Origin of the sequence: Glutamicibacter protophormiae (assembly GCF_014647495.1) — a bacterium.
In the GTDB taxonomy this organism is placed as follows: domain Bacteria; phylum Actinomycetota; class Actinomycetes; order Actinomycetales; family Micrococcaceae; genus Glutamicibacter; species Glutamicibacter protophormiae.
The window spans coordinates 175,986-196,588 of record NZ_BMPH01000001.1 but is presented as its reverse complement, the minus strand read 5'-3'; the positions used below and the strand labels follow the sequence as shown (position 1 = coordinate 196,588).

Sequence of the window (20,603 nt, the reverse complement as noted above, 5' to 3'; positions counted from 1 at the left end):
AGATTCGTTGATTCATCCATGACTCCGTTCTACCAAAAATTCCCGAATTGCAAATTCGTTATCCACATGTACAGCGGACGATGGAGAATTAGCGACCGCCGGTTCAACGGCGTAGGGTAACCTCCATGGCGATCGAATTCGAAAGAGTCGGACTCGGCACAGAATATATTCCGTACATGCAGGCCTGGGACTACCAGATCCAGCTGCATGATGCGGTGGCCGCGGACGAACAAACCCCAAAAGTCCTCTTCCTCGAACATGCAGCCGTGTATACGGCTGGCAAACGGACTGAACCCGAAGATCTTCCCCTCGACGGCACCCCCGTTGTGGATGTGGATCGCGGCGGTAAACTCACATGGCATGGACCAGGCCAACTCATTGGCTATCCCATCGTTAAGCTGCGCAAGATCAGCGCGATACGGCTGTACGTGGAAACCCTCGAGCAAGCGTTGATCAACGTCGTCGACGAGTACGGCATCCCCACCGTGCAGGTGAAGGGACGCTCCGGAGTGTGGGTCCCAGGCGCGGAGGGCGAGCAGGACCGGAAGATCGCTGCCATCGGCATTCGAATCAACCACGGCGTGACCATGCACGGCTTCGCCTTGAACTGTTCGAACGACCTCAGCGCCTACGATCAAATCATCCCGTGCGGCATCACGGATGCCGGAGTCACCACGATTTCCAGGGAACTGGGCCGCGAGATCTCCCCCAGCGACGTCGTCGATCGTGTCGAGCAGGAGCTTGAGCGCCTCCTCACCCCTCAAGTTGTCTAGACAACCACTCCCTTCCTTAAGAAAGAGCAGTCAATGAGCATCGAGCCAGAAGGCCGTCGACTCCTGCGCGTCGAAAAGCGCAACGCCGCCGTTCCCGTGGAGCGCAAGCCCGAGTGGATCAAGGCAAAACTCAACATCGGCCCCGAATACGTGGGGCTGAAGAATCTGGTGCAGTCCGAGGGGCTGCACACCGTCTGCGAAGAAGCCGGCTGCCCGAACATCTTCGAGTGCTGGGAAGACCGCGAGGCCTCGTTCCTCATCGGTGGTTCCGAGTGCACCCGCCGTTGCGACTTCTGCCAGATCGACACCGGCAAGCCGGCCGCGCTCGACCGTTCCGAGCCGTTCAAGGTCGCCATGAGCGTGAAGAAGATGGACCTGCGTTACGCCACCGTCACCGGCGTAGCCCGCGACGACCTCGAAGACGAAGGTGTCTGGCTGTACGCAGAAACCGTGCGCCGCATCCACCAGTTCAACGAGAACACCGGCGTGGAGCTGTTGATCCCGGATTTCTCCGGGAAGCCGGAGAACCTGGATGCGATCTGCGACTCCGCGCCCGAGGTCTTCGCGCACAACGTGGAAACCGTTCCGCGTATTTTCAAACGCATCCGCCCGGCGTTCCGCTACGAACGTTCCCTGGGCGTCATCACCCATGGCCACCAGCGTGGCATGATCACCAAGTCGAACCTGATCCTGGGCATGGGAGAAACCCGCGAGGAGATCTCTGAAGCCATGCGCGACCTGCATGAGGCCGGTTGCGATCTGCTGACCATTACCCAGTATCTGCGCCCGACCGAGCGCCACCTGCCGGTGGACCGCTGGGTGAAACCGCAGGAATTCCTGGAGCTGCAGCAGGAAGCTGAAGAGCTTGGCTTCGCCGGAGTCATGTCCGGACCGCTGGTCCGTTCTTCCTACCGGGCCGGGCGCCTATGGGCCGGGGCCATGCGCAAGAAGGGCCGCGAAATCCCCGCGGCGCTCGCACACATCGAATCTTCCGGGGACACCCGCCAGGAAGCCGCTTCGCTGATCGGCGGTTAAGCCGCACAGCCAGCTTTGTCCCGGTCCGACGCGCTCCAGCCCTGGGGCGCGTCGGGCCGGGACATTGTGCGTTTGATCTCCCCGCAGCCCCTCCGGACCGGCAATTTCCCGCACCGGATTAGATCTCATAGATTCATCGCGTAGAATTGAGGCACTATGGCCAAAAACTCCGACAACGACGCTGCCTCGCAATCAAAGCGTGGGCTTTTTTCGCGTAAACCAAAAGCTGAGAAGCAGAACAAAGAGCCCGGTCGCCTAAAGCAGATCGGCCAGGTCTTCCAGATGACCCGCCGCCACGACCCGATGGTCGTCTGGTGGATGGCTCTGGCCGCCCTGGGCATCATCGCCGTGGGCTTGGTCATCGGCTTGCTGATCCGCAACTGGGTCACCATGCTGATCATCTCGATCCCGCTGGCCCTGCTTGCCGCTATGTACATCATGTCCCGCCGTGCCGAGAAGGCCGCCTTCTCGCAACTGGTCGGACGACCGGGTGCCGTCGGCGCAGCGATGAGTGTACTGCGTCGCGGTTGGATCCTGAAAGAGGAACCGGTCGCCTACAACCGCCACCAGGACCTGGTGTTCATGGCCATCGGCCGCGCCGGCGTGGTGCTGGTTTCCGAAGGCCCCAAGTCGCGCGTGCGCGAACTGGTGATCTCCGAACGCAAGCGTGTTGGCCGCGTCCTGCCGAACGTCCCGATCCACGTGATCAACGCCGGACAGGATGAAGACCAGGTTGCCTTGGAAGACATCGCCAAGAAGATGAAGAAGCTTCCGAAGTCGATCACCAAGCTTGAGGTCAGCGCAGTTGAGAAGCGCCTCAGCACCCTGACTGCGAATCGCCTGCCGATTCCAAAGGGCATCGACCCGAACCGCGTTCGACCGAACCGCCGCGCAACGCGAGGCTAGAACCGGATAAAAAAGAAACCGCATCTTCGGATGCGGTTTCTTTTTTGTTATGGATCAGTGCGGGTCCGGTGCAGCTGCGCAGGGCCGGCGGAGCCTGCGGTAGCTAGCGGATATTGACCAAGATGCTCTTGGCCAGGCGGTCGTGCAGTCCACGCTGGTCCTTGTCGGCAATCAGCACCGGGATGAACAGGCACAGCAGCACCGATCGAATCAGCCCCTGCAGCGGTTTGACCGCGGTGCCGTCCATCGACTGGACCTGCATTCTGAAGACCCGGTGGCCGATGGTATGACCTGTGATGCCCACGCCGATAATCTGGCCCAGACCGAACAGCACCAGCGTCGCCCAGTCGTTGAGGTCAAAAAGCCACCAGCTGAGCAGCATTGACAGTCCCCAGTCGATGCAGATTGCCCCAAGCCTGCGCGGCAGGCGCCCAATCGAACCGGGGCCCTTTTCCGGACGGCCCATGTGCTCCCCCGGCCAATGCTGGGAATTAAGCTGGGGCGGGCCTTCGAGCCACGAACTAAAGTCTTTACGTTCCACCCTTCTAGTCTATCCGCGCACCCTGTGTAAACATTTTTTGCTGATTTTCCGCAGGCTTCAGATTACTAAGCTCTTGCTTTCCGCCTGATCAGAGTCCTACGACACGCCCGGACTTCCTGTTTGTAACGCGGACGAAACAATAGAGACACCAATAAGAAACGGATACTAGGTAAGGTTAACGGGTAAGCAAGAGAACAGCTCAGATCACTTCACATGATCGTTCCGTTTACCAAAACCAAATCTCACCAGGGAGTAACCTGCACATGTTTAAGAGTCCAGAAGAAGCTTTGGCCTACATCACCGAAGAGGACGTCAGGTTCGTTGACATTCGCTTCACCGATCTGCCAGGCGTCCAGCAGCACTTCAATGTGCCGGCCAAGTCCGTCGATGCAGACTTCTTCGTCAACGGCCAGCTGTTCGACGGATCCTCGATCCGCGGCTTCGCTGGAATCTCCGAATCCGACATGCAGCTGATCCCAGACGTCACCACCGCGTTCATCGATCCGTTCCGCATCGAGAAGACCCTGGCCTTCAACTTCTCGATCATCAACCCGCGCACCGGTGAGCCGTACCACCGCGACCCGCGCGGCGTGGCCGAGCGTGCCGAGGCCTACCTGGAATCGACCGGCATCGCCGACACCGCATTCTTCGCTCCCGAAGCTGAATTCTTCATCTTCGAAGACGTCCGCTACGAATCCAAGCCGCAGGGCTCCTTCTACAAGATCGACTCGGACGAAGCCCCATGGAACACCGGTCGCAAGGAAGAAGGCGGAAACCAGGGCTACAAGACCCCGTTCAAGGGCGGCTACTTCCCTGTTTCGCCAACCGACAAGCAGGCTGACCTGCGCGACGCCATCTGCATCGAGCTGGACAATGCCGGCCTCGAAGTCGAGCGCAGCCACCACGAGGTCGGCGCAGCCGGCCAGGCCGAAATCAACTACAAGTTCAACACCATGGTGCACGCAGCCGATGAACTGATGCTGTTCAAGTACATCGTGAAGAACGTGGCCGATGCCTGGGGCAAGTCCGCAACCTTCATGCCGAAGCCGGTCTTCGGAGACAACGGCTCGGGCATGCACGTGCACCAGTCGCTGTGGAGCAACGGCGATCCGCTGTTCTACGACGAGAAGGGCTACGCCGGCCTTTCCGACACCGCCCGCTGGTACATCGGCGGCCTGCTCAAGCACGCGGACGCCGTGCTGGCCTTCACCAACCCCACGGTGAACTCCTACCGCCGCCTGGTCAAGGGCTACGAAGCTCCGGTCAACATGGTGTACTCGCAGGGCAACCGCTCGGCCGGCATCCGTATCCCGATCACCGGGTCGAACCCGAAGGCCAAGCGCATCGAGTTCCGCGCACCGGATGCCTCCTCGAACCCGTACCTGGCGTTCGCGGCACAGCTGATGGCCGGCCTGGACGGCATCAAGAACCGCATCGAACCTGCCGACCCGATCGACAAGGACCTCTACGAGCTTCCTGCCGAAGAGGCCAAGGACATCCAGCGCGCTCCTGAATCCCTCGAGGAGGCACTCAAGGCTCTGGAAGCCGACCACGAGTTCCTGCTCGAAGGCGGCGTGTTCACCGAAGACCTGATCCAGACCTGGGTCGAGTACAAGCGCGAATACGAGCTCAAGCCACTGAGCCTGCGCCCGAACCCCTACGAGTTCGAGCTGTACTACGGCTGCTAATCACCGCCCCGCGGGGTGACAGCACAACGCCGGGTTCCACCAACAGGTGGAACCCGGCGTTGTTTTGTCCCGGGGTAGGCTGGCGTCATGGACATTTCAACCTGGGTCAGCGTACAGCGCGACGACGGAGAAACCGTGGGCTATCTCGACCCTGCGGATCCCGACTACACCCTGGTGACCCCGCGCAACGTCCTGGGCCACGCTGTAGCCGACGCCTGCGGGTATCTGGACGGCGAACAGCTGCTGCTGGAGCGCGGCATCAGCGAGGTGATGACCGACTGGGTGCTGGATTCCGGCTCCCGCGATGCCACCGAGCTGCTGACCATACTGGAGGTCTCGCCGCACGGCATCGTGCTGGCCAATGCGCTGCAGACCAAGGCCCTGCAGCCCACCGAACGCATCCACGTGCCTTGGCCGGATGTGCAGCACCGCCTGGTGCCAAGCCGGCCCTGAAACAACGGCGGCTAGTATTCCTGCTTGTCCTCCTTGGCAGTCCATGCCTCGAACGCCGCCAGGGCCGAGGCCAGCTCGACCTTGGTGAACGGGATGCGCCGTTCGCTCATCGGCAGCTCCAGCTCGGTGTAGATGAAATCATCGTCGAAACCGATGTTCGCCGCATCCTGCCGGTCGTTGGCATAGTAGACGTGCTTGAATCGCGCCCAGTAGATGGCGCCGAGGCACATGGGGCACGGCTCGCAGCTGGTGTAGAGCTCGCACTGGGACAGGTCGAAGGTTCCCAGCGCCTGTCCTGCTTTGCGGATCACGTTGACCTCTGCGTGGGCCGTCGGATCGGAATCATGCACCACGGTGTTGTAGCCGGCGGCAATGACCTTGCCGTTCAGTACCACGACCGCCCCGAACGGGCCGCTGTCGTTGCTCTCCAGCGCCAGCACCGATTGGTCGACCGCTGCCTGCATTAGCTGTGGATCCATGTCCTGCTCCCCCTCAAACGATCGGCGTTGCCGGGCAATCCGGGGACGCCGAACCGAAAATTTTGCACTGCGTGCCCAGCCTATCCCCTGATCAGGCGCGGGTGCGAGGGTCTGCAGTAAATTCATGGTGTTGCCGCCGTCGCGCTGGTGCAGATGGCGTTCAGGACCTGCGCTGGCGCAGCGCCCGCAGGTAGCGCCACCGGGTGAGTTTCTGCGCGCCCAGCAGCAGCCAGAAGACCGAACGCCAGACCCCGCGGTCCGAGGCGGCTGTGAGCGATCGGATTTCCAGGAACACCGAGGGCCCCAGCCGGCGCAGGATGAAGGCTTCCTCCCCGGAGACCGGGTGCCCGGGCAGCGTGCGATAGGCGAACCCCACCACGTCGTCGGCTTCAACGACATCCACCACCTCGACGGGTTCGTGGATCGACACCGGTCCCACCGGGACGATGATCTGCGGCCTGGCCCCGCTGCGGACCTTATCCTGCGGGCTGATGCGGAATCCGCTGCGGGTCTTCACTTCCCAGCGCAAAAGCGCTGCCGCCGACTGCTCCCAGAATGCGTCGCCCGAGCCCAGGTAGGTTTGGCGCCGCCACGCCCGGTAGCCGCCGGGCGCCGGGTTCCAGTGCTCCTCGCGAATCCGTGTCCGGGTCGTCAAGGCTAGTCTTCGAAGCCGTAGAACAGCTGCTCGAACAGCGCCCGGGAGTGCCGGGTGGCGCGCAGGTAGTCTTCCTCGAGCTCCATGCCGGTATTCGGCTCGTAGCCGCACCAGCGGGCCACTGCTTCCATGTCCCTGGCGGAGCTGGGCAGTACGTCGCTGGAGCGCCCCGAGGTGATGATCTCGGCGGACCGGATGCGGGTAGCCAGGCGCCAGGCCATGTCCAGCACCTCCGCCTGCTCCTCGGTGATGATTTCCAGGGCGGCGAGCTGGTCCAGCGCGATGAGCGTGGACGGCGTGCGCAGCTCCTGGTGCTTCCAGGCGTAGCGCAGCTGGTAGAACTGCACCAGCCATTCGACGTCGGACAGCGAGCCCCGGCCGAGTTTCAGGTGCCGGTTCGGATCCGCCCCGCGCGGCAGCCGCTCGGCCTCCACCCGGGCCTTGATCTTGCGGATCTCCTTGATCTCCGCCTCGTCCAGGCCGCGGCCGTAGCGGATTGGCTCGATCAGCTCCATGAAGTCCTGGCCCAGCTGCTCGTCGCCGGCGAACGGGCGGGCGCGTTGCAGCGCCTGCCGCTCCCAGACTTCGACCCAGCGCTCATAGTAGGCGGCATAGGAATCGAAGGAGCGCACCAGCGCGCCCTGGCGGCCCTCGGGGCGAAGATCGGAGTCGATCTTGAGCTTGACCTCAGCAGGGATGGCCGGTTTCAGCGGCTTCGAGCTCCACGACATCAGTTCGGTGACCACGCGGGAGGCCTGTTCCTGGGCCTGCTGTTCGGTCGCGCCCTGGACCGGGCGCTGGACGTAGAGCACGTCCGCGTCGGACCCGTAGCCGATCTCCTGCCCGCCCTGGCGGCCCATGGCGATCACGGCGATGCGCGTGTGTTCCCCGTGCGCGGCCTGGTCGGCGGCCAGCAGCACGCGCAGGATCCCATCGATCATGACTCCATCGATGTCCGACAGGGCCTGGCCCACCTGGTCGACCTTCAGCAGGCCCGCGCCATCGGCGAGTGCGACGCGCAGGATCTCGCGGCGGCGTACGAGCCGGATCTGCCGGATGGCCGCCTCGGGCGCCTTGGTGCGCTGGATGATGGAGGTGTTCTGCTGCTCAAGGCTTTCGCGGCTCAGCGGCCTCAGCGAGCTGTCGGTACCCAGCCAGGCTGCTGCGGCCGGTTCGTTGGCCAGCAGGTCGGTGAGGAAGCGGGTATTGGACAGCAGGTGGCTCAGCCGCTCGGCGGCGGCGTTGGTGTCGCGCAGCATGCCCAGGAACCAATGGGTCTTGCCCAGCGACTCGCTGAGCCGGCGGAACCCGAGCAACCCGGCATCCGGGTCGACGCCGCGGGCGAACCAGTCCAGCAGCACCGGCAGCAGCTGGCGCTGCAGGGCCGCCCGCCGGGAGACTCCCCCGGTCAGCGCCTCGATATGGCGCATCGCGGCCTTCGGATCCAGGTAGCCCAGGGCGCGCAGCCGGGCCTGCGCCGATTCCGCGGTGAGCCGGACATCGTCCGCTGAAAGGTTGGAGCTGCTGACCAGCAGCGGGCGATAGAAGATGCGTTCATGCAGCGAACGCACCAGCCGCTTGGTTTCGTTCCAGCGGCGCAGCAGCTTGTCAGGGCTCGTGGCCTGCAGATCCCCGGCGCCGCGAATAGCCCTGGCCAGCACGCGCTGGGCGTCTTCGTTGCGCGGCATCAGATGGGTGCGGCGCAGCTGGCTGAGCTGGATACGGTGCTCCAGCAGGCGCAGGAAGCGGTAGGAGCCGTCGAAGTTGGTGGCGTCCTCGCGGCCAATGTAGCCGGTCTCGCTCATCGCGTGGATGGCCAGGGTGGTGGTGGGCACCTGGATAGAGGGTTCCACCCGGCCGTGGACCAGCTGCAGCAGCTGCACGGTGAATTCAACGTCGCGCAGCCCGCCCGGGCCCAGCTTGATCTGCCAGGGCACGTCGTCCTTGGAGATGTTGTCGCTGACCCTCCGGCGCATGGCCTGCACGGATTCCACAAAGCCGTCGCGTTCGGAACTGGACCAGACCATGGGCGAGACCATGCGTTCGTAGGCCGCGCCCAGGTCCTTGTCTCCGGCGATGGCGCGGGCCTTGAGCAGCGCCTGGAACTCCCAGGAGTGTGCCCAGCGGCGGTAGTACGCTTCGTGCGAGGACAGCGTGCGGGTCAGCGCCCCGTCCTTGCCTTCGGGGCGCAGATTGGCGTCCACTTCCCACAGCATCGGTTCGGGGCCCGGAACCATCAGCGCGCGGGCGGCATTGCCGCACAGCACCGTGGCGATGGCGCCGGCCAGGTCTTCCTCGATGCCCGGAAGCGAGCCATGCACGTAGATCACGTCCACGTCGGAGATGTAGTTCAGTTCGCGCGCTCCGCATTTGCCCATGCCGATGACCGACAGCTTCACCTGGTCGACTTGCTCCGGGGTGTACTGATCCCCCGCTTCGGCGCGGGAAATGGCCAGCGCCCCTTCCAGGGCGGCCGCGGCCATGTCGGCCAGTTCGGCGGCGACCTGCGGCATGACCCACTGCGGCTGGGCCGAGCCCAGGTCGCGATAGGCCAGCGAGAGCAGCGCCAGCCGGTAGCTGACGCGCAGCTTCTGCCGCGCCTCGGCCCCGGTGCAGGAGGCGACCCAGTGGCCGTTCGGCGTCTGCATGGCGCCCACAGAGTCGAGCATGTCGCTGCGCAGCTGGTCGGCGGGTACGCCGCTGAACCCGGAGGACGGCGCCTGCCCCACGATCTGCAGCGCGTCCTCGCAACGGATCAGGAATTCGCCCAGTGCCGAGGAACTGCCCAGCAACCGGATCAGCGCCTGGCAGCTTTCGGCCTGCAGGAAGATCTTCGCCGACTGCGGGTGGCGGTCCACCAGCCGCAAGGCCAGCAGCAGGGCCTGGTCGGGGTCCGGCGCATGCGCCATCATCTTCACGATCAGCTCCGGGTCCAAGGCGGACAGTTCCTTGGAATCAAGGAACTTCTTGGCCCGTTCAATGTCGGAGAACCCGGCGTTGATCAGGGATCGCGAGGAAATTTCTGTCATGGCGTGAACGTCGGCTCCTGACTGTGTGACGCGCGGCTGCGCGCCGGGATCCGCCTAGAGGATCCCCAGATATTTATCCAGCTCGTACGGGGTGATGATCTGTCGGTACTCTTCCCATTCGGCGCGCTTATTGGCCAGGAACGAGTTGAACACCTGCTCGCCGAGGATCTCCGGCATGAGCTCGGATTCCTCCATGGCGCGCAGCGCGTCATGCAAGCTGCCCGGCAGCGGCACGTGGCCCGATGCCCGGCGCTCGGCGGTGGACAGGCTCCAGACGTCGTCCTCGGTCGGATCCTCCAGCTCGTAGCCATCGCGAATGCCCTTCAGGCCGGCGCCCAGCAGGCAGGCGTAGGCAAGGTACGGGTTGGCGGCCGAATCGATGCCACGGTACTCCACGCGGGCGCTCTGGCCCTTGCCCGGCTTGTACAGCGGCACGCGCACCAGGGCGGAGCGGTTGTTGTGCCCCCACGAGCGGTGGCTCGGGGCTTCTCCCCCGCCCCACAGCCGCTTGTAGGAGTTGACGAACTGGTTGGTGATCGCCGTCATTTCCTGCGCATGGTGCAGGATGCCGGCGATAAACGACCGGGCGACATCGGAAAGCTGGTACTCGCGGCCGGCTTCGAAGAACGCGTTGACGTCGCCTTCGAACAGCGAGAAGTGGGTGTGCATCCCGCTGCCCGGATGCTCGGCGAACGGCTTGGGCATGAAAGTGGCGTGGATGCCCTTCTGCATGGCCATTTCCTTGATGACGGTGCGGAAGGTCATGATGTTGTCCGCGGTCTGCAGGGCGTCAGCGTAACGGAGGTCGATTTCGTTCTGGCCGGGGCCGGTCTCATGGTGGGAGAACTCCACCGAAATGCCCAAGGCTTCCAGCGTGGTGACCGAGGCGCGGCGGAAGTCCTGTCCGACGCCGTCCGGCACGTGGTCGAAGTACCCTCCGTTGTCGATCGGCTGCGGACGGCCTTCAGCGTCCAGCTCGGAGTTCTTCAGCAGGTAGAACTCGATCTCCGGGTGGGTGTAGCAGGTGAAGCCCATGTTCGCCGCTTCATTGAGCTGGCGCTTGAGCACCTGGCGGGGGTCGGCGTTCGACGGCTGGCCTTCGGGGGTGAGAATGTCGCAGAACATGCGCGAGGTCGGCTCGACCTCTCCGCGCCAGGGAAGCAGCTGGAAGGTTGCCGGATCAGGTTGCAGCAGCATGTCGGATTCGGAGATCCGGGACAGCCCGTCGATTGACGATCCGTCGAAGCCGAGACCCTCTTCAAAGGCGTCTTCGACTTCTGCGGGTGCCAGCGCAACAGACTTCAGTGAACCAACCACATCGGTAAACCACATGCGCACAAATCGAACGTCACGTTCTTCAATGGTGCGCAGCACGAATTCCTGCTGACGATCCATATTCCACCGCCTTGTAAATGCTAGAGTCCGGTGCCCATCAGGCCCGTAGTTATGTTGACCTGTTGCAAGACTATAACGTTTCGAGCTCGTTAGCTGTGCAAGCACCGCCTGCGCCAAGTGCGATAAAGTCGTTTCATGCCTCAACCATACGTAGCGAACCCTGAAAAAGGCCCGTCCCGCATCCGGGTTCATCATCTGCAGCAAGCCAAGGAACAGGGCGAAAGATTCGCCATGTTAACCGCATATGACGTCATGATGGCCGAAATTTTCGATGAAGCTGGGATCGAGATCCTGCTCGTGGGTGATTCCGCCGCCAATACCGTCATCGGATACGAATCCACGCTGCCCATCAGCATTGACGAAATGATCATCTTCACCAAGGCCGTCGCCAACGGAAGCAAGCGCGCCATGGTTGTCGCCGACCTCCCGTTCGGCAGCTACGAGCAGTCCCCGGCGCAGGCCGTGGAAACCGCCGTCCGGTTGATGAAGGAGGGACATGCGCACGCAGTGAAGATGGAAGGCACCGCCGCCTACGCCGACCACGTGCGCGCCATGGTCTTGGCCGGGGTCCCGGTCATCGGGCATGTGGGATTCACCCCGCAGTCCGAGCACGCCCTGGGCGGCTACCGCGTCCAGGGCCGCGGCGACGCGGTGGAGAGCATGAAACTCGATGCACTGGCCCTGCAGGATGCCGGAGCCTTCTGCATCCTGATGGAAATGGTCCCGAGTCCTGCCGCCAAGCTGATCGACGAGGCGTTGGCGGTGCCGACGATCGGCATCGGCGCTGGGGCATCGACGACCGGGCAGGTGCTGGTCTGGCAGGACATGCTGGGATTGGGCGGCCGCCGCACCCCGAAGTTCGTCAAGAAGTACGCGGACCTGCGCACGATCGTCTCCGGTGCGGTCAGCGCCTACCACCAGGACGTGCTGGCCGGGACCTTCCCGTCGGCCGAGTACGAGTTCGACAAATAGCAGCCGGCTGGCAGCAGCCATGGCAACAAACAAACCGGTGCGCGCACCCCTGCAGGGGTGCACGCACCGGTTTTTTCATGCGCGGAGGCGGGCCGCCTATTCGTCGTCTTCGTCTGCCGCGTCCCAGGCCTCATTGCGCGCCTGCACTTTTTCCAGTGCAGTGCGGGCTTCGGCCTCGCTGTCGTAGGGGCCGAGCAGCTGGGACCAGTCCGACTGCGCGCCCTTCTCGATGGTCTTCGTGTTCACGTTGTACCAGTACTGCCCCTCGCCAGGGGTGCCTTCTGAGCTCATCGCCCGCTCCTTCAGGTGGATTGAAGTCTGCCTACCTCAACGCTAGCGCACCGCGAGGGATTTCAGTGTGAAATGCGTTGTGCCCTGAGCTCATCCACGAAACCGGGGCCTGCCGGGCGATAGAATATGTGCATGGCTACTGTTGCAACTGCACCAATCGGAAATCTCACCGCGGGCGTGGTCTCCCCACAGCTCCCGGTACCCAAGCACATTGAACGTCCGGAGTACGTGGGCAAGCTCGAACCTGCCAAGAACACCGCTTCCGAGGTCAAGAGCCCCGAGGTCATCGAGCGCATCCGGATTGCCTCGCGCATTGCAGCCCAGGCGCTGGCCGAGGTCGGCAAGGCCTGCCAGCCAGGCACCACCACCGACGAACTGGACCGCATCGGCCACGAGTTCCTCCTGGACCACAACGCCTACCCCTCCACCCTGGGCTACCGCGGCTTCCCGAAATCCCTGTGCACCTCGCTGAATGAAGTGATCTGCCACGGCATCCCGGACTCCACCGTCCTGCAGGACGGGGACATCATCAACATCGACATCACCGCCTTCATCGGCGGGGTGCATGGCGACAACAACGCGACCTTCCTGGTGGGCGACGTGGACGAGGAATCCCGCCTGCTGGTCGAACGCACCGAGAACTCGCTCAAGCGCGCCGTCAAGGCGGTCATGCCGGGCCGCGAGATCAACGTCATCGGGCGCACCATCGAAAGCTACGCCAAGCGCTTCGGCTACGGCGTGGTCCGCGACTTCACCGGCCACGGCGTGGGAGAGGCCTTCCACTCGGGTTTGATCATCCCCCACTACGATGCCGCCCCCGGATACAACACGCTGATCGAGGCGGGTATGGTCTTCACCATCGAGCCGATGCTCACCCTGGGCACCGTGGAATGGGACATGTGGAGCGACGACTGGACCGTCACCACCCGCGACAAGAAGCGCACCGCACAGTTCGAGCACACCCTGCTGGTCACCGACTCGGGCGCAGAGATCCTGACCCTGCCCTAAGGCCTCGCGCCGCAGCGGCGCCAAAAACAGCGAAGGCGTTGGCCGGCCCCGGAAGGGTCCGGCCAACGCCTTCTGGCGTATCCCGAAGGATCAGTCTGCAGTCAGCGGACGCTGGGTCCCCTGCGGGGCCTTGCCTCGCTGTTCGCGCAGCTTCTCCATGGCCGCCTCGAAATCCTGCAGCGACTGGAAATTGTGGTAGACGCTGGCAAAACGCAGGTAGGCCACCTCGTCCAGGCGCGAGAGCGGGTCCAGGATTGCCAGGCCCACCTGGTGGGCCGGGATCTCCGCGGCGCCGGAGGTGCGCACGGCCTCTTCGACTTCCTGGGCCAGGATCGCCAGATCGTGGTCCGTGACCGGCCGGCCCTGGCAGGCCTTGCGCACGCCGTTGATCACCTTGTTGCGGGAGAACGGTTCGACCGCTCCGGACTGCTTCAAGACGCTCAAGCTCGCGGTCTCGATCGTGGTGAAACGCCGGGAGCACGCGGTGCACTGGCGACGCCGACGGATGGAGACGCCATCATCGGCAACTCGGCTATCGACCACACGCGAATCGGGGTTGCGGCAATAAGGGCAGTTCATGGCACCTCCAACTCATTGCTAAATCGGGATTCCGGACGGCATAACGCCCGGAATCCTCACATGTCATGTATTAGTTTAGCGCTTTGTGCGCATTTCGCACCGCGACCGCGTCGCCGTGGGCCGGAAGATCCTCCGCATTGGCCAAATTGATGACATGCGCGGCGACGTCGCCCAGCGCCGACTTGCCATAGCTGATGACCTGGACGGCCTTCAGGAAGGTGTTCACGTTGAGCCCCGAGGCATGCAGCGCGGTGCCGCTGGTCGGCAGCACGTGGTTGGATCCCGCGCAGTAGTCGCCCAGCGATACCGGGGCGTAGTCGCCCACGAAAATCGCTCCGGCGGCGGTGATGCGGGCGGCGTCCTGCGCGGCGTTGGCGGTCATGATTTCCAGGTGCTCGGCCGCGTAGGCGTTGCAGACCTCAACCCCCTGGTCCAGGTCCTTGACCAGGATGATCGCGGATTGGCTCCCGGTCAGCGCCTGGCGGACGCGTTCGTTGTGCTTGGTGGCGGCGACCTGGACCTCGAGCTCGCCTCGCACGGCCTCGGCCAGCGCCGGCGAATCGGTCACCAGCACCGCGGCGGCGTTGGCGTCGTGCTCGGCCTGGGAGATCATGTCGGCGGCGACGAAGTCGGCCTTGGCGGTGCCGTCGGCCAGGATCGCGATCTCGGTGGGGCCGGCCTCGGCGTCGATGCCTACCACGCCCTTGACCAGGCGCTTGGCGGTGGCAACGAAGACGTTGCCGGGGCCGGAGATCACGTCGACCGGCTCGATGCCGCCGCGTGCATCATCAGGCATGTCCACTCCGTAGGCGAAGGCCGCCACGGCCTGGGCGCCGCCCATGGCGTGCACCTCTTCGATGCCCAGCAGCTTCGCGGCGGCCAGGATGGTCGGGTGCGGCAGTCCGCCGAATTCCTTCTGCGGAGGACTGGCCAGGGCCAGGGACTGCACGCCCGCGGCCTGGGCTGGGACGGCGTTCATGATGACGGAGGACGGGTAGACCGCCAGCCCGCCCGGGACGTAGAGGCCCACCCGTCGCACCGGCACCCAGCGCTGGGTGACGGTTCCGCCATTGCTGTAGTCCGCCACGGCATCGGAGGGCACCTGCGCGGCGGCGAAGCGCCGGGCGCGCGAGATCGATTCCTCCAGCGCCTGGCGGACCTTCGGATCCAGGTCGGCCAGCGCCTTGACCAGTTCGGCTTGGGGAACGCGTGTATGGTCCAGTTCCACCTGGTCGAATCGCCGGGCCAGGTCCCTGAGCGTGGCCATGCCATGGGAGCGTACGTCGTCGATGATCTGCTGCACGGTTTCGGCGGCGGTCTGCGAGTTCACGGCAGGGCGCGGCAGGTTGGCCTTGAGCTGGGCGTAGCTGAAGTCCTCGGTACGCCAGTCGAGGGTTGCGAGTTCGGAAAAGACGGATACTGGATTGGAAGTCACGAACCCATTTTAACGCCGATGACCGGGCGCGGCACCCATTGGTTACCTCGCCCGGTCATCTGCTGTTGCGCGCCGGCGTGCCGGAGGGCTACACGTCCAGGCAGTTGGGGCCGAGCAGAACCTTCAGGTCGCCGAACAGCGCGGGGTTCGGGTTCACCCGGAAGTTCATGCCCAGGCGCATCAGCGAGGTGCCGCGGCTGCCGGTGAGCTTCACCCGGACCTCGGTATTGCCGCTGTGGGTGCGCAGCACGTCGCCGAGCTTCTGCACCAGGGATTCGGTGGCCTTGTGGGTCGGAATGCCGATGACCACCGGGCCGCCGTTGGCGTCCTCGGACAGCTCGGGGATCATCATCTCCTGGGCGTTCAGGGTGATGGATCCGTCGTCACGGCGCTGCACGCGCCCCTTGATGACCACGATCAGGTCATCGGCCAGCACCTCGGCGATCGGCTGGTAGGCCTGCCCGAAGAACATGACCTCCATGGAGCCGGAAAGGTCCTCCACCTCGCAGCGCGCATAGGGGTTGCCGCTCTTCTTGGCGATGCGCCGCTGCAGGCCGGAGATCATGCCGGCTATGGAGATGATGTGGCCGTCCTGCGGCCCGTCGTCGGAGAGTACGTGGGTCACGGACATGTCCGCGTACTGTTCCAGCGCCGAGCCCAGGCCCTGCAGCGGGTGGTCGGAGACGTAGAGTCCGAGCATGTCGCGCTCGTAGGCCAGTTTTTCCTTCTTGTCCCAGTCCGGCAGGTCCGGAACCGCGACGGTCATGGCGTCCGAGGCTTCGGAGGGATCCAGCGCGCTGAACAGGTCGAACTGGTTGGCCGCCTCGTTGCGCTTGAGCTGGATGACCGAGTCCACGGCTTCTTCGTGGATGGCAACGAGCGCACGGCGCGGGTGGCCCATGGAGTCGAAGGCGCCGGCCTTGATCAGGGATTCGATGGTGCGCTTGTTGCAGACCACCGCCGGGACCTTGTTCAAGAAGTCGCTGAAGTCGGTGTAGGCGCCCTTTTCCTTGCGTGCCTGCACCATGCCGTCCACGACGTTGGAGCCGACGTTGCGGATCGCGCCCATGCCGAAGCGGATGTCCTTGCCCACTGGGGTGAAGGTCAAGGCCGATTCGTTGACGTCCGGCGGCAGCACGGTGATGCCCAGGTGGCGGCACTCGTTCAGGTACAGCGCCAGCTTGTCCTTGTCATCGCCCACCGAGGTCAGCAGCGCGGCCATGTATTCGGCCGTGTAGTGCTCCTTGAGGTACGCGGTCCAGTAGGACACCACGCCGTAGGCCGCAGAGTGGGCCTTGTTGAACGCATAGTCGGAGAAGGGCAGCAGGATGTCCCACAGGGCCTGCACGGCCTCCATTGTGAAGCCGTTGTCGGTCATGCCCTTCGAGAAGCCGGCGAACTGCTTGTCCAGTTCCGATTTCTTTTTCTTGCCCATGGCACGGCGCAGGATGTCTGCCTGCCCCAGCGAGAAGCCGGCCAGCTTCTGCGCGATGGACATGACCTGCTCTTGGTACACGATCAAGCCGAAGGTGCCGCCCAGGATTTCCCGCAGCGGTTCTTCAAGCGTCGGGTGGATGGGAGTTTCTTCCTGCAGCTTGTTTTTGCGCAGCGCGTAGTTGGTGTGCGAGTTGGCGCCCATGGGGCCCGGGCGGTACAGCGCGAGCACCGCGGAAATGTCTTCGAAGTTATCCGGTCGCATCATCTTCAGCAGCGAGCGCATCGGACCGCCATCGAGCTGGAACACTCCCAGGGTGTCGCCGCGGGCCAGCAGCTGGTAGGTGGCCGCATCGTCCAGGGGCAGGGTCTCCAGGTCGAGTTCCACCCCCTTGTTGGCCTTCACGTTCGCCAGCGCGTCGGAGATGATCGTGAGGTTTCGCAGGCCGAGGAAGTCCATCTTGATCAGCCCCAGGCCTTCACAGGTCGGGTAATCGAACTGGGTGATGACCTGGCCGTCCTGGATGCGCCGCATGATCGGGACAACATCGATGATCGGATCCGAGCTCATGATCACGCCGGCGGCGTGCACACCCCACTGGCGCTTCAGGCCTTCCAGGCCCTTGGCGGTTTCGAAGACGCGTTTGGCTTCGGGGTCGTTGGCCACGAGGTTGCGGAAGTCCCCGGCCTCTGAGTAGCGCTTGGAGTCCGGGTTCTCGATGTCGTTGAGCGGAATGTCCTTGGCCATCACCGCAGGCGGCAGCGCCTTGGTGAGGGACTCCCCCATGGAGAAGGGGTAGCCCAGCACGCGCGAGGAATCCTTCAGCGCCTGCTTGGTCTTGATGGAGCCGTAGGTCACGATCATGGATACGCGTTCATCGCCGTACTTCTCGGTCACGTATTTAATGACTTCCGAGCGGCGGCGATCATCGAAGTCGACGTCGAAGTCGGGCATGGAAACACGTTCCGGGTTCAGGAAGCGCTCGAAGATCAGCCCATGGACCAGTGGGTCGAGGTCGGTGATGCGCATGGCGTAGGCAACCATGGAGCCCGCGCCGGAACCGCGTCCCGGACCGACACGGATGCCGTGGTCCTTGGACCAGTTGATGAAGTCCGCCACGACCAGGAAGTAGCCGGGGAAACCCATCTTGATGATGACGTCGAGTTCAAAATCCGCCTGCTTGCGAGAAGCCTCAGGGATCCCGTTGGGGTAGCGGTAGTGCAGGCCCTTGTCGACTTCCTTGATCAGCCAGCTGGTCTCGTCCTCGCCGGGCGGGCAGGGGAACTTCGGCATGTAGTTGGCGTTGGTGTCGAAGGTCAGATCCACGCGGTCCGCGATTTCCAGCGTGTTGTCGCATGCCTCGGGGAATTCCTTGAAAAGCTCGCGCATTTCGCGCGCGCTCTTGAGGTAATAGCCGGTGCCGCTGAAAGCGAAGCGGCTGCCGCCCTGGTCGTAGGTCGGTTCATCCAGTGTGGAACCGGAGTTGATGGCCAGCAACGCTTCGTGGGCCTTGGCGTCGGCCTCGTGGGTGTAGTGCAAGTCATTGGTGGCGACCAGCGGAATGGCCAGTTCCCTGGCCAGTCGCAGCAGGTCCTTGGTGATGCGGCGTTCGATCTCCAGGCCGTGGTCCATGATCTCGCAGTAGTAGTTGTCCTTGCCGAACAGGTCCTGGAATTCGGCGGCTGCGGCCTTGGCTGCGTCGTATTGGCCGAGGCGAAGCTTGGTCTGCACCTCCCCCGAAGGGCAGCCGGTAGTGGCGATCAGGCCCTCGTGGTGGTCGCTGAGCAGCTCGCGGTCCCAGCGCGGGTACTTGCCGAAGACGGAGTCCAGCGAGGCGCGCGAGGAGCCCTTGAAGAGGTTGTCCATGCCCTTGTTGTTGTATGAAAGCAAGGTCATGTGGTTGTAGAGGCCGCCGCCCGAAACGTCGTCGCCTTTCTGGCGCTCCTCGGTACGCCACTTGACGCGCGTCTTGTCGGTGCGGTGGGTGCCGGGGGTGACATAGGCTTCCACGCCGATGATCGGCTTGATGCCTGCACCGGTAGCCTGGCGCCAAAAGTCGAAGGCTCCGAAGAGGTAGCCATGGTCGGTGATGGCCATGGCCTCCATGCCCTGGCGGTTGGCCTCGGCGAAGAGTTCGCCTAGTCTGGCCGCCCCGTCCAGCATGGAGTATTCGGTGTGTGTATGAAGATGGACAAATCCGTCACGTGTCGCGCTCACCAATCCAGTCTAGCGACAGCCGGCGCGGAAGTCCTCGACCCCGAACCAGGTGTGGGAAGAGATACAGCCGCCGGGAAAATATTCCAGGCGGCTGCAGCCCTGCCATGAGCGCGGGGGTCTCCTGCTGCTAGTAAGTCCCCTCGCGCAGGAGCTCCAGTGCCCCGGACAAGTCCGAGGGGTATTCGCTTTCGTATTCCATCCACTGCCCGGTCACGGGGTGCTCGAATCCAAGTCGTTTGGCGTGCAGCCACTGCCTGGTCAGGCCCAGCGCCGCCCCCAGCTTCGGGTCGGCCCCGTAGGTCTGGTCTCCGGCGCAGGGGTGCCCGAACGCGGAGAAATGCACACGGATCTGGTGGGTGCGCCCGGTTTCCAGATGCACCTCAACCAGGCTGGCTCGGCCGAAGGCCTCGATGACCTTGTAGTGGGTGACCGAGTTGCGTCCGCCATCGAGGACGGCAAACTTCCAATCGTGGCCCGGATGCCTGCCGATGGGTGCGTCGATAGTCCCCTCCAGCGGATCGGGCAGGCCCTGGACGACCGCATGGTAGATCTTCTTCGGCGTACGCTCCTTGAAGGCGCGCTTCAGTGCGCTGTAGGCGCGTTCGGACTTCGCGACCACCATCAGGCCGCTGGTGCCCACGTCGAGCCGGTGCACGATGCCCTGGCGCTCGGAAGCACCGGAGGTCGAGATCGTGTAGCCCTCGGCCATCAGTGCGCCGACGACGGTGGGGCCGACCCAGCCCGGCGACGGGTGGGCCGCGACGCCCACCGGCTTGTCGATCACGACATAGTCGTCATCGTCGGCGATGATCTTCAGATCTTCCACGGCTTCTACCCTGATTTCCAGCGGGTCGGCCTGGGCCGGTATGGTCACCGACAGCTGATCCCCCGCTTTGAGCTTGAGTGACTTGGCAATAGTTTTCCCGTTGACCTTCACGTGGGAGTCCTTGCACAGGCTCGAGGCCAGGGTGCGCGGGATCTGCAGGACGCGAGCCAGGTACGCGTCCAGCCGGGAGCCGGCGTCGGCATCCTGAACCGACAGCTCGTGGTGCGCTGCGTCTACGGCGGGGGTCATGCCGCAGGCTTCTGCGGATCGTCGCCGTCGCCTGCGGATTCCCCGTCCTTGGGCTTGTCCCCAATGGTGCCGTCCAGGTTGATGCCGCGGATGAGCATGTATGCGACCACGATCATGGAGCAGACGATGAACGAATCGGCGACGTTGAAGATCGCAAAGTTCGTCACCGAGAACATGTCCACCACGTGGCCGAAGCCGAAGGCCGGTTCGCGGAACAGCCGGTCGCCCAAGTTTCCGAGCACCCCGCCCAGCAGGCAGCCTAGCACGATCGCCCAGCTGCGGATCTTGACCCGTCGGAACAGAAGGTAGGTGACGACCACGGCGACGGTGGCCTGAAGGATGGTGAACACGACGGTGAAGTTCTCGCCCATGGAGAAGGCGGCACCCGGGTTGAGGATGTAGTGGATATCGAAGAACCCGGGAATCACCTCAAAAGACTCGCCCAGCTTCATATTGTTTTCGACCCAGAGCTTCACACCCTGGTCAAGGACCAGGGCAATCAGGGCGATGATCAAGCCGAGTCCGGTGTAGCGTTTGGCCTTTGCGGCGGCGCTGCCCGCTTGTGGTTCACTCACGGTGTTACCCATTAATTCCTTTTAAACGTCATCGGTGGTGCCGGACAGAATCCGGGCACCAC

General features: G+C 63.8%; 17 protein-coding genes and 1 pseudogene. 7 read left to right on the top strand and 11 right to left on the bottom strand.

All coding sequences use genetic code 11. The annotated features are described in order from the left end of the window. Positions 1-113: 113 nt before the first annotated feature. The 3 genes and pseudogenes from lipB to IEY43_RS00890 all read left to right on the top strand — a co-directional run. Positions 114-773, top strand: a pseudogene (gene lipB / locus IEY43_RS00900) (lipoyl(octanoyl) transferase LipB); the annotation flags it as partial. A 33-nt stretch (positions 774-806) separates the two neighbouring features. Next, positions 807-1,808 (top strand): lipoyl synthase, encoded by a 1,002-nt coding sequence (gene lipA / locus IEY43_RS00895; RefSeq protein WP_188946697.1) that lies wholly within the window; start codon positions 807-809, stop codon positions 1,806-1,808. Positions 1,809-1,964: 156 nt separating this feature from the next. Beyond that, positions 1,965-2,714: a DUF4191 domain-containing protein gene (locus IEY43_RS00890; protein ID WP_053798380.1), complete on the top strand. Its 750-nt coding sequence runs from the start codon at positions 1,965-1,967 to the stop codon at positions 2,712-2,714. A gap of 103 nt (positions 2,715-2,817) precedes the next feature. On the opposite strand, the gene IEY43_RS00885 is transcribed toward IEY43_RS00890, so the two are convergent. Continuing rightward, complete coding sequence (locus IEY43_RS00885; protein WP_188946696.1) at positions 2,818-3,180, bottom strand: RDD family protein; 363 nt, start codon at positions 3,178-3,180, stop codon at positions 2,818-2,820. Between the two features lie 338 nt (positions 3,181-3,518). On the opposite strand from IEY43_RS00885, the gene glnA (IEY43_RS00880) reads away from it, so the two are divergent. Together glnA (IEY43_RS00880) and IEY43_RS00875 are read left to right on the top strand one after the other, a co-directional pair. Next, positions 3,519-4,943 carry a type I glutamate--ammonia ligase gene (gene glnA / locus IEY43_RS00880; protein ID WP_188946695.1) on the top strand — a complete coding sequence of 475 codons (1,425 nt, stop codon included), beginning with the start codon at positions 3,519-3,521 and terminating at the stop codon, positions 4,941-4,943. Between the two features lie 87 nt (positions 4,944-5,030). Further along, entirely contained in the window at positions 5,031-5,396 is a 366-nt protein-coding gene (locus IEY43_RS00875; RefSeq protein WP_188946694.1) for a hypothetical protein, read from the top strand. An 11-nt stretch (positions 5,397-5,407) separates the two neighbouring features. On the opposite strand, the gene IEY43_RS00870 is transcribed toward IEY43_RS00875, so the two are convergent. The 4 genes from IEY43_RS00870 to glnA (IEY43_RS00855) all read right to left on the bottom strand — a co-directional run bounded on the left by IEY43_RS00870 (position 5,408) and on the right by glnA (IEY43_RS00855) (position 10,954). After that, positions 5,408-5,875, bottom strand: a complete 468-nt coding sequence (locus tag IEY43_RS00870; protein ID WP_188946693.1) for a nucleoside deaminase — start codon at positions 5,873-5,875, stop codon at positions 5,408-5,410. Positions 5,876-6,035: 160 nt separating this feature from the next. Beyond that, the gene (locus tag IEY43_RS00865; protein ID WP_188946692.1) at positions 6,036-6,530 is read right to left on the bottom strand and encodes a DUF1990 family protein; all 495 of its coding nucleotides are present in this window, start codon (positions 6,528-6,530) and stop codon (positions 6,036-6,038) included. Between the two features lie 2 nt (positions 6,531-6,532). After that, complete coding sequence (locus IEY43_RS00860) at positions 6,533-9,559, bottom strand: bifunctional [glutamine synthetase] adenylyltransferase/[glutamine synthetase]-adenylyl-L-tyrosine phosphorylase (protein WP_188946691.1); 3,027 nt, start codon at positions 9,557-9,559, stop codon at positions 6,533-6,535. Positions 9,560-9,613: 54 nt separating this feature from the next. Beyond that, positions 9,614-10,954, bottom strand: a complete 1,341-nt coding sequence (gene glnA, locus IEY43_RS00855) for a type I glutamate--ammonia ligase (protein WP_188946690.1) — start codon at positions 10,952-10,954, stop codon at positions 9,614-9,616. A 135-nt stretch (positions 10,955-11,089) separates the two neighbouring features. Between glnA (IEY43_RS00855) and panB the strand changes: the two genes are divergently transcribed. Then, on the top strand, positions 11,090-11,926 hold the full coding sequence (gene panB / locus IEY43_RS00850) for a 3-methyl-2-oxobutanoate hydroxymethyltransferase (RefSeq protein ID WP_188946689.1): 837 nt from the start codon (positions 11,090-11,092) through the stop codon (positions 11,924-11,926). 96 nt (positions 11,927-12,022) lie between these two features. Here panB and IEY43_RS00845 read toward each other — a convergent pair whose 3' ends face one another. Next, positions 12,023-12,217, bottom strand: a complete 195-nt coding sequence (locus IEY43_RS00845; RefSeq protein ID WP_188946688.1) for an SPOR domain-containing protein — start codon at positions 12,215-12,217, stop codon at positions 12,023-12,025. A 132-nt stretch (positions 12,218-12,349) separates the two neighbouring features. Between IEY43_RS00845 and map the strand changes: the two genes are divergently transcribed. Next, complete coding sequence (map, locus tag IEY43_RS00840; protein WP_188946687.1) at positions 12,350-13,225, top strand: type I methionyl aminopeptidase; 876 nt, start codon at positions 12,350-12,352, stop codon at positions 13,223-13,225. Between the two features lie 90 nt (positions 13,226-13,315). Here map and nrdR read toward each other — a convergent pair whose 3' ends face one another. The 5 genes from nrdR to lspA all read right to left on the bottom strand — a co-directional run bounded on the left by nrdR (position 13,316) and on the right by lspA (position 20,541). Further along, the gene (nrdR, locus tag IEY43_RS00835) at positions 13,316-13,804 is read right to left on the bottom strand and encodes a transcriptional regulator NrdR (RefSeq protein ID WP_047119477.1); all 489 of its coding nucleotides are present in this window, start codon (positions 13,802-13,804) and stop codon (positions 13,316-13,318) included. 70 nt (positions 13,805-13,874) lie between these two features. Then, on the bottom strand, positions 13,875-15,239 hold the full coding sequence (gene hisD, locus IEY43_RS00830) for a histidinol dehydrogenase (RefSeq protein WP_188946686.1): 1,365 nt from the start codon (positions 15,237-15,239) through the stop codon (positions 13,875-13,877). A gap of 88 nt (positions 15,240-15,327) precedes the next feature. Then, entirely contained in the window at positions 15,328-18,891 is a 3,564-nt protein-coding gene (dnaE, locus tag IEY43_RS00825) for a DNA polymerase III subunit alpha (RefSeq protein ID WP_188946685.1), read from the bottom strand. A gap of 127 nt (positions 18,892-19,018) precedes the next feature. Then, positions 19,019-19,966, bottom strand: coding sequence for an RluA family pseudouridine synthase (locus IEY43_RS00820; RefSeq protein ID WP_188946684.1), 948 nt, complete (start codon positions 19,964-19,966; stop codon positions 19,019-19,021). Then, positions 19,963-20,541, bottom strand: coding sequence for a signal peptidase II (lspA, locus tag IEY43_RS00815; RefSeq protein ID WP_229777211.1), 579 nt, complete (start codon positions 20,539-20,541; stop codon positions 19,963-19,965). Before lspA ends, IEY43_RS00820 begins: the two co-directional genes overlap by 4 nt. Positions 20,542-20,603 lie beyond the last annotated feature (62 nt).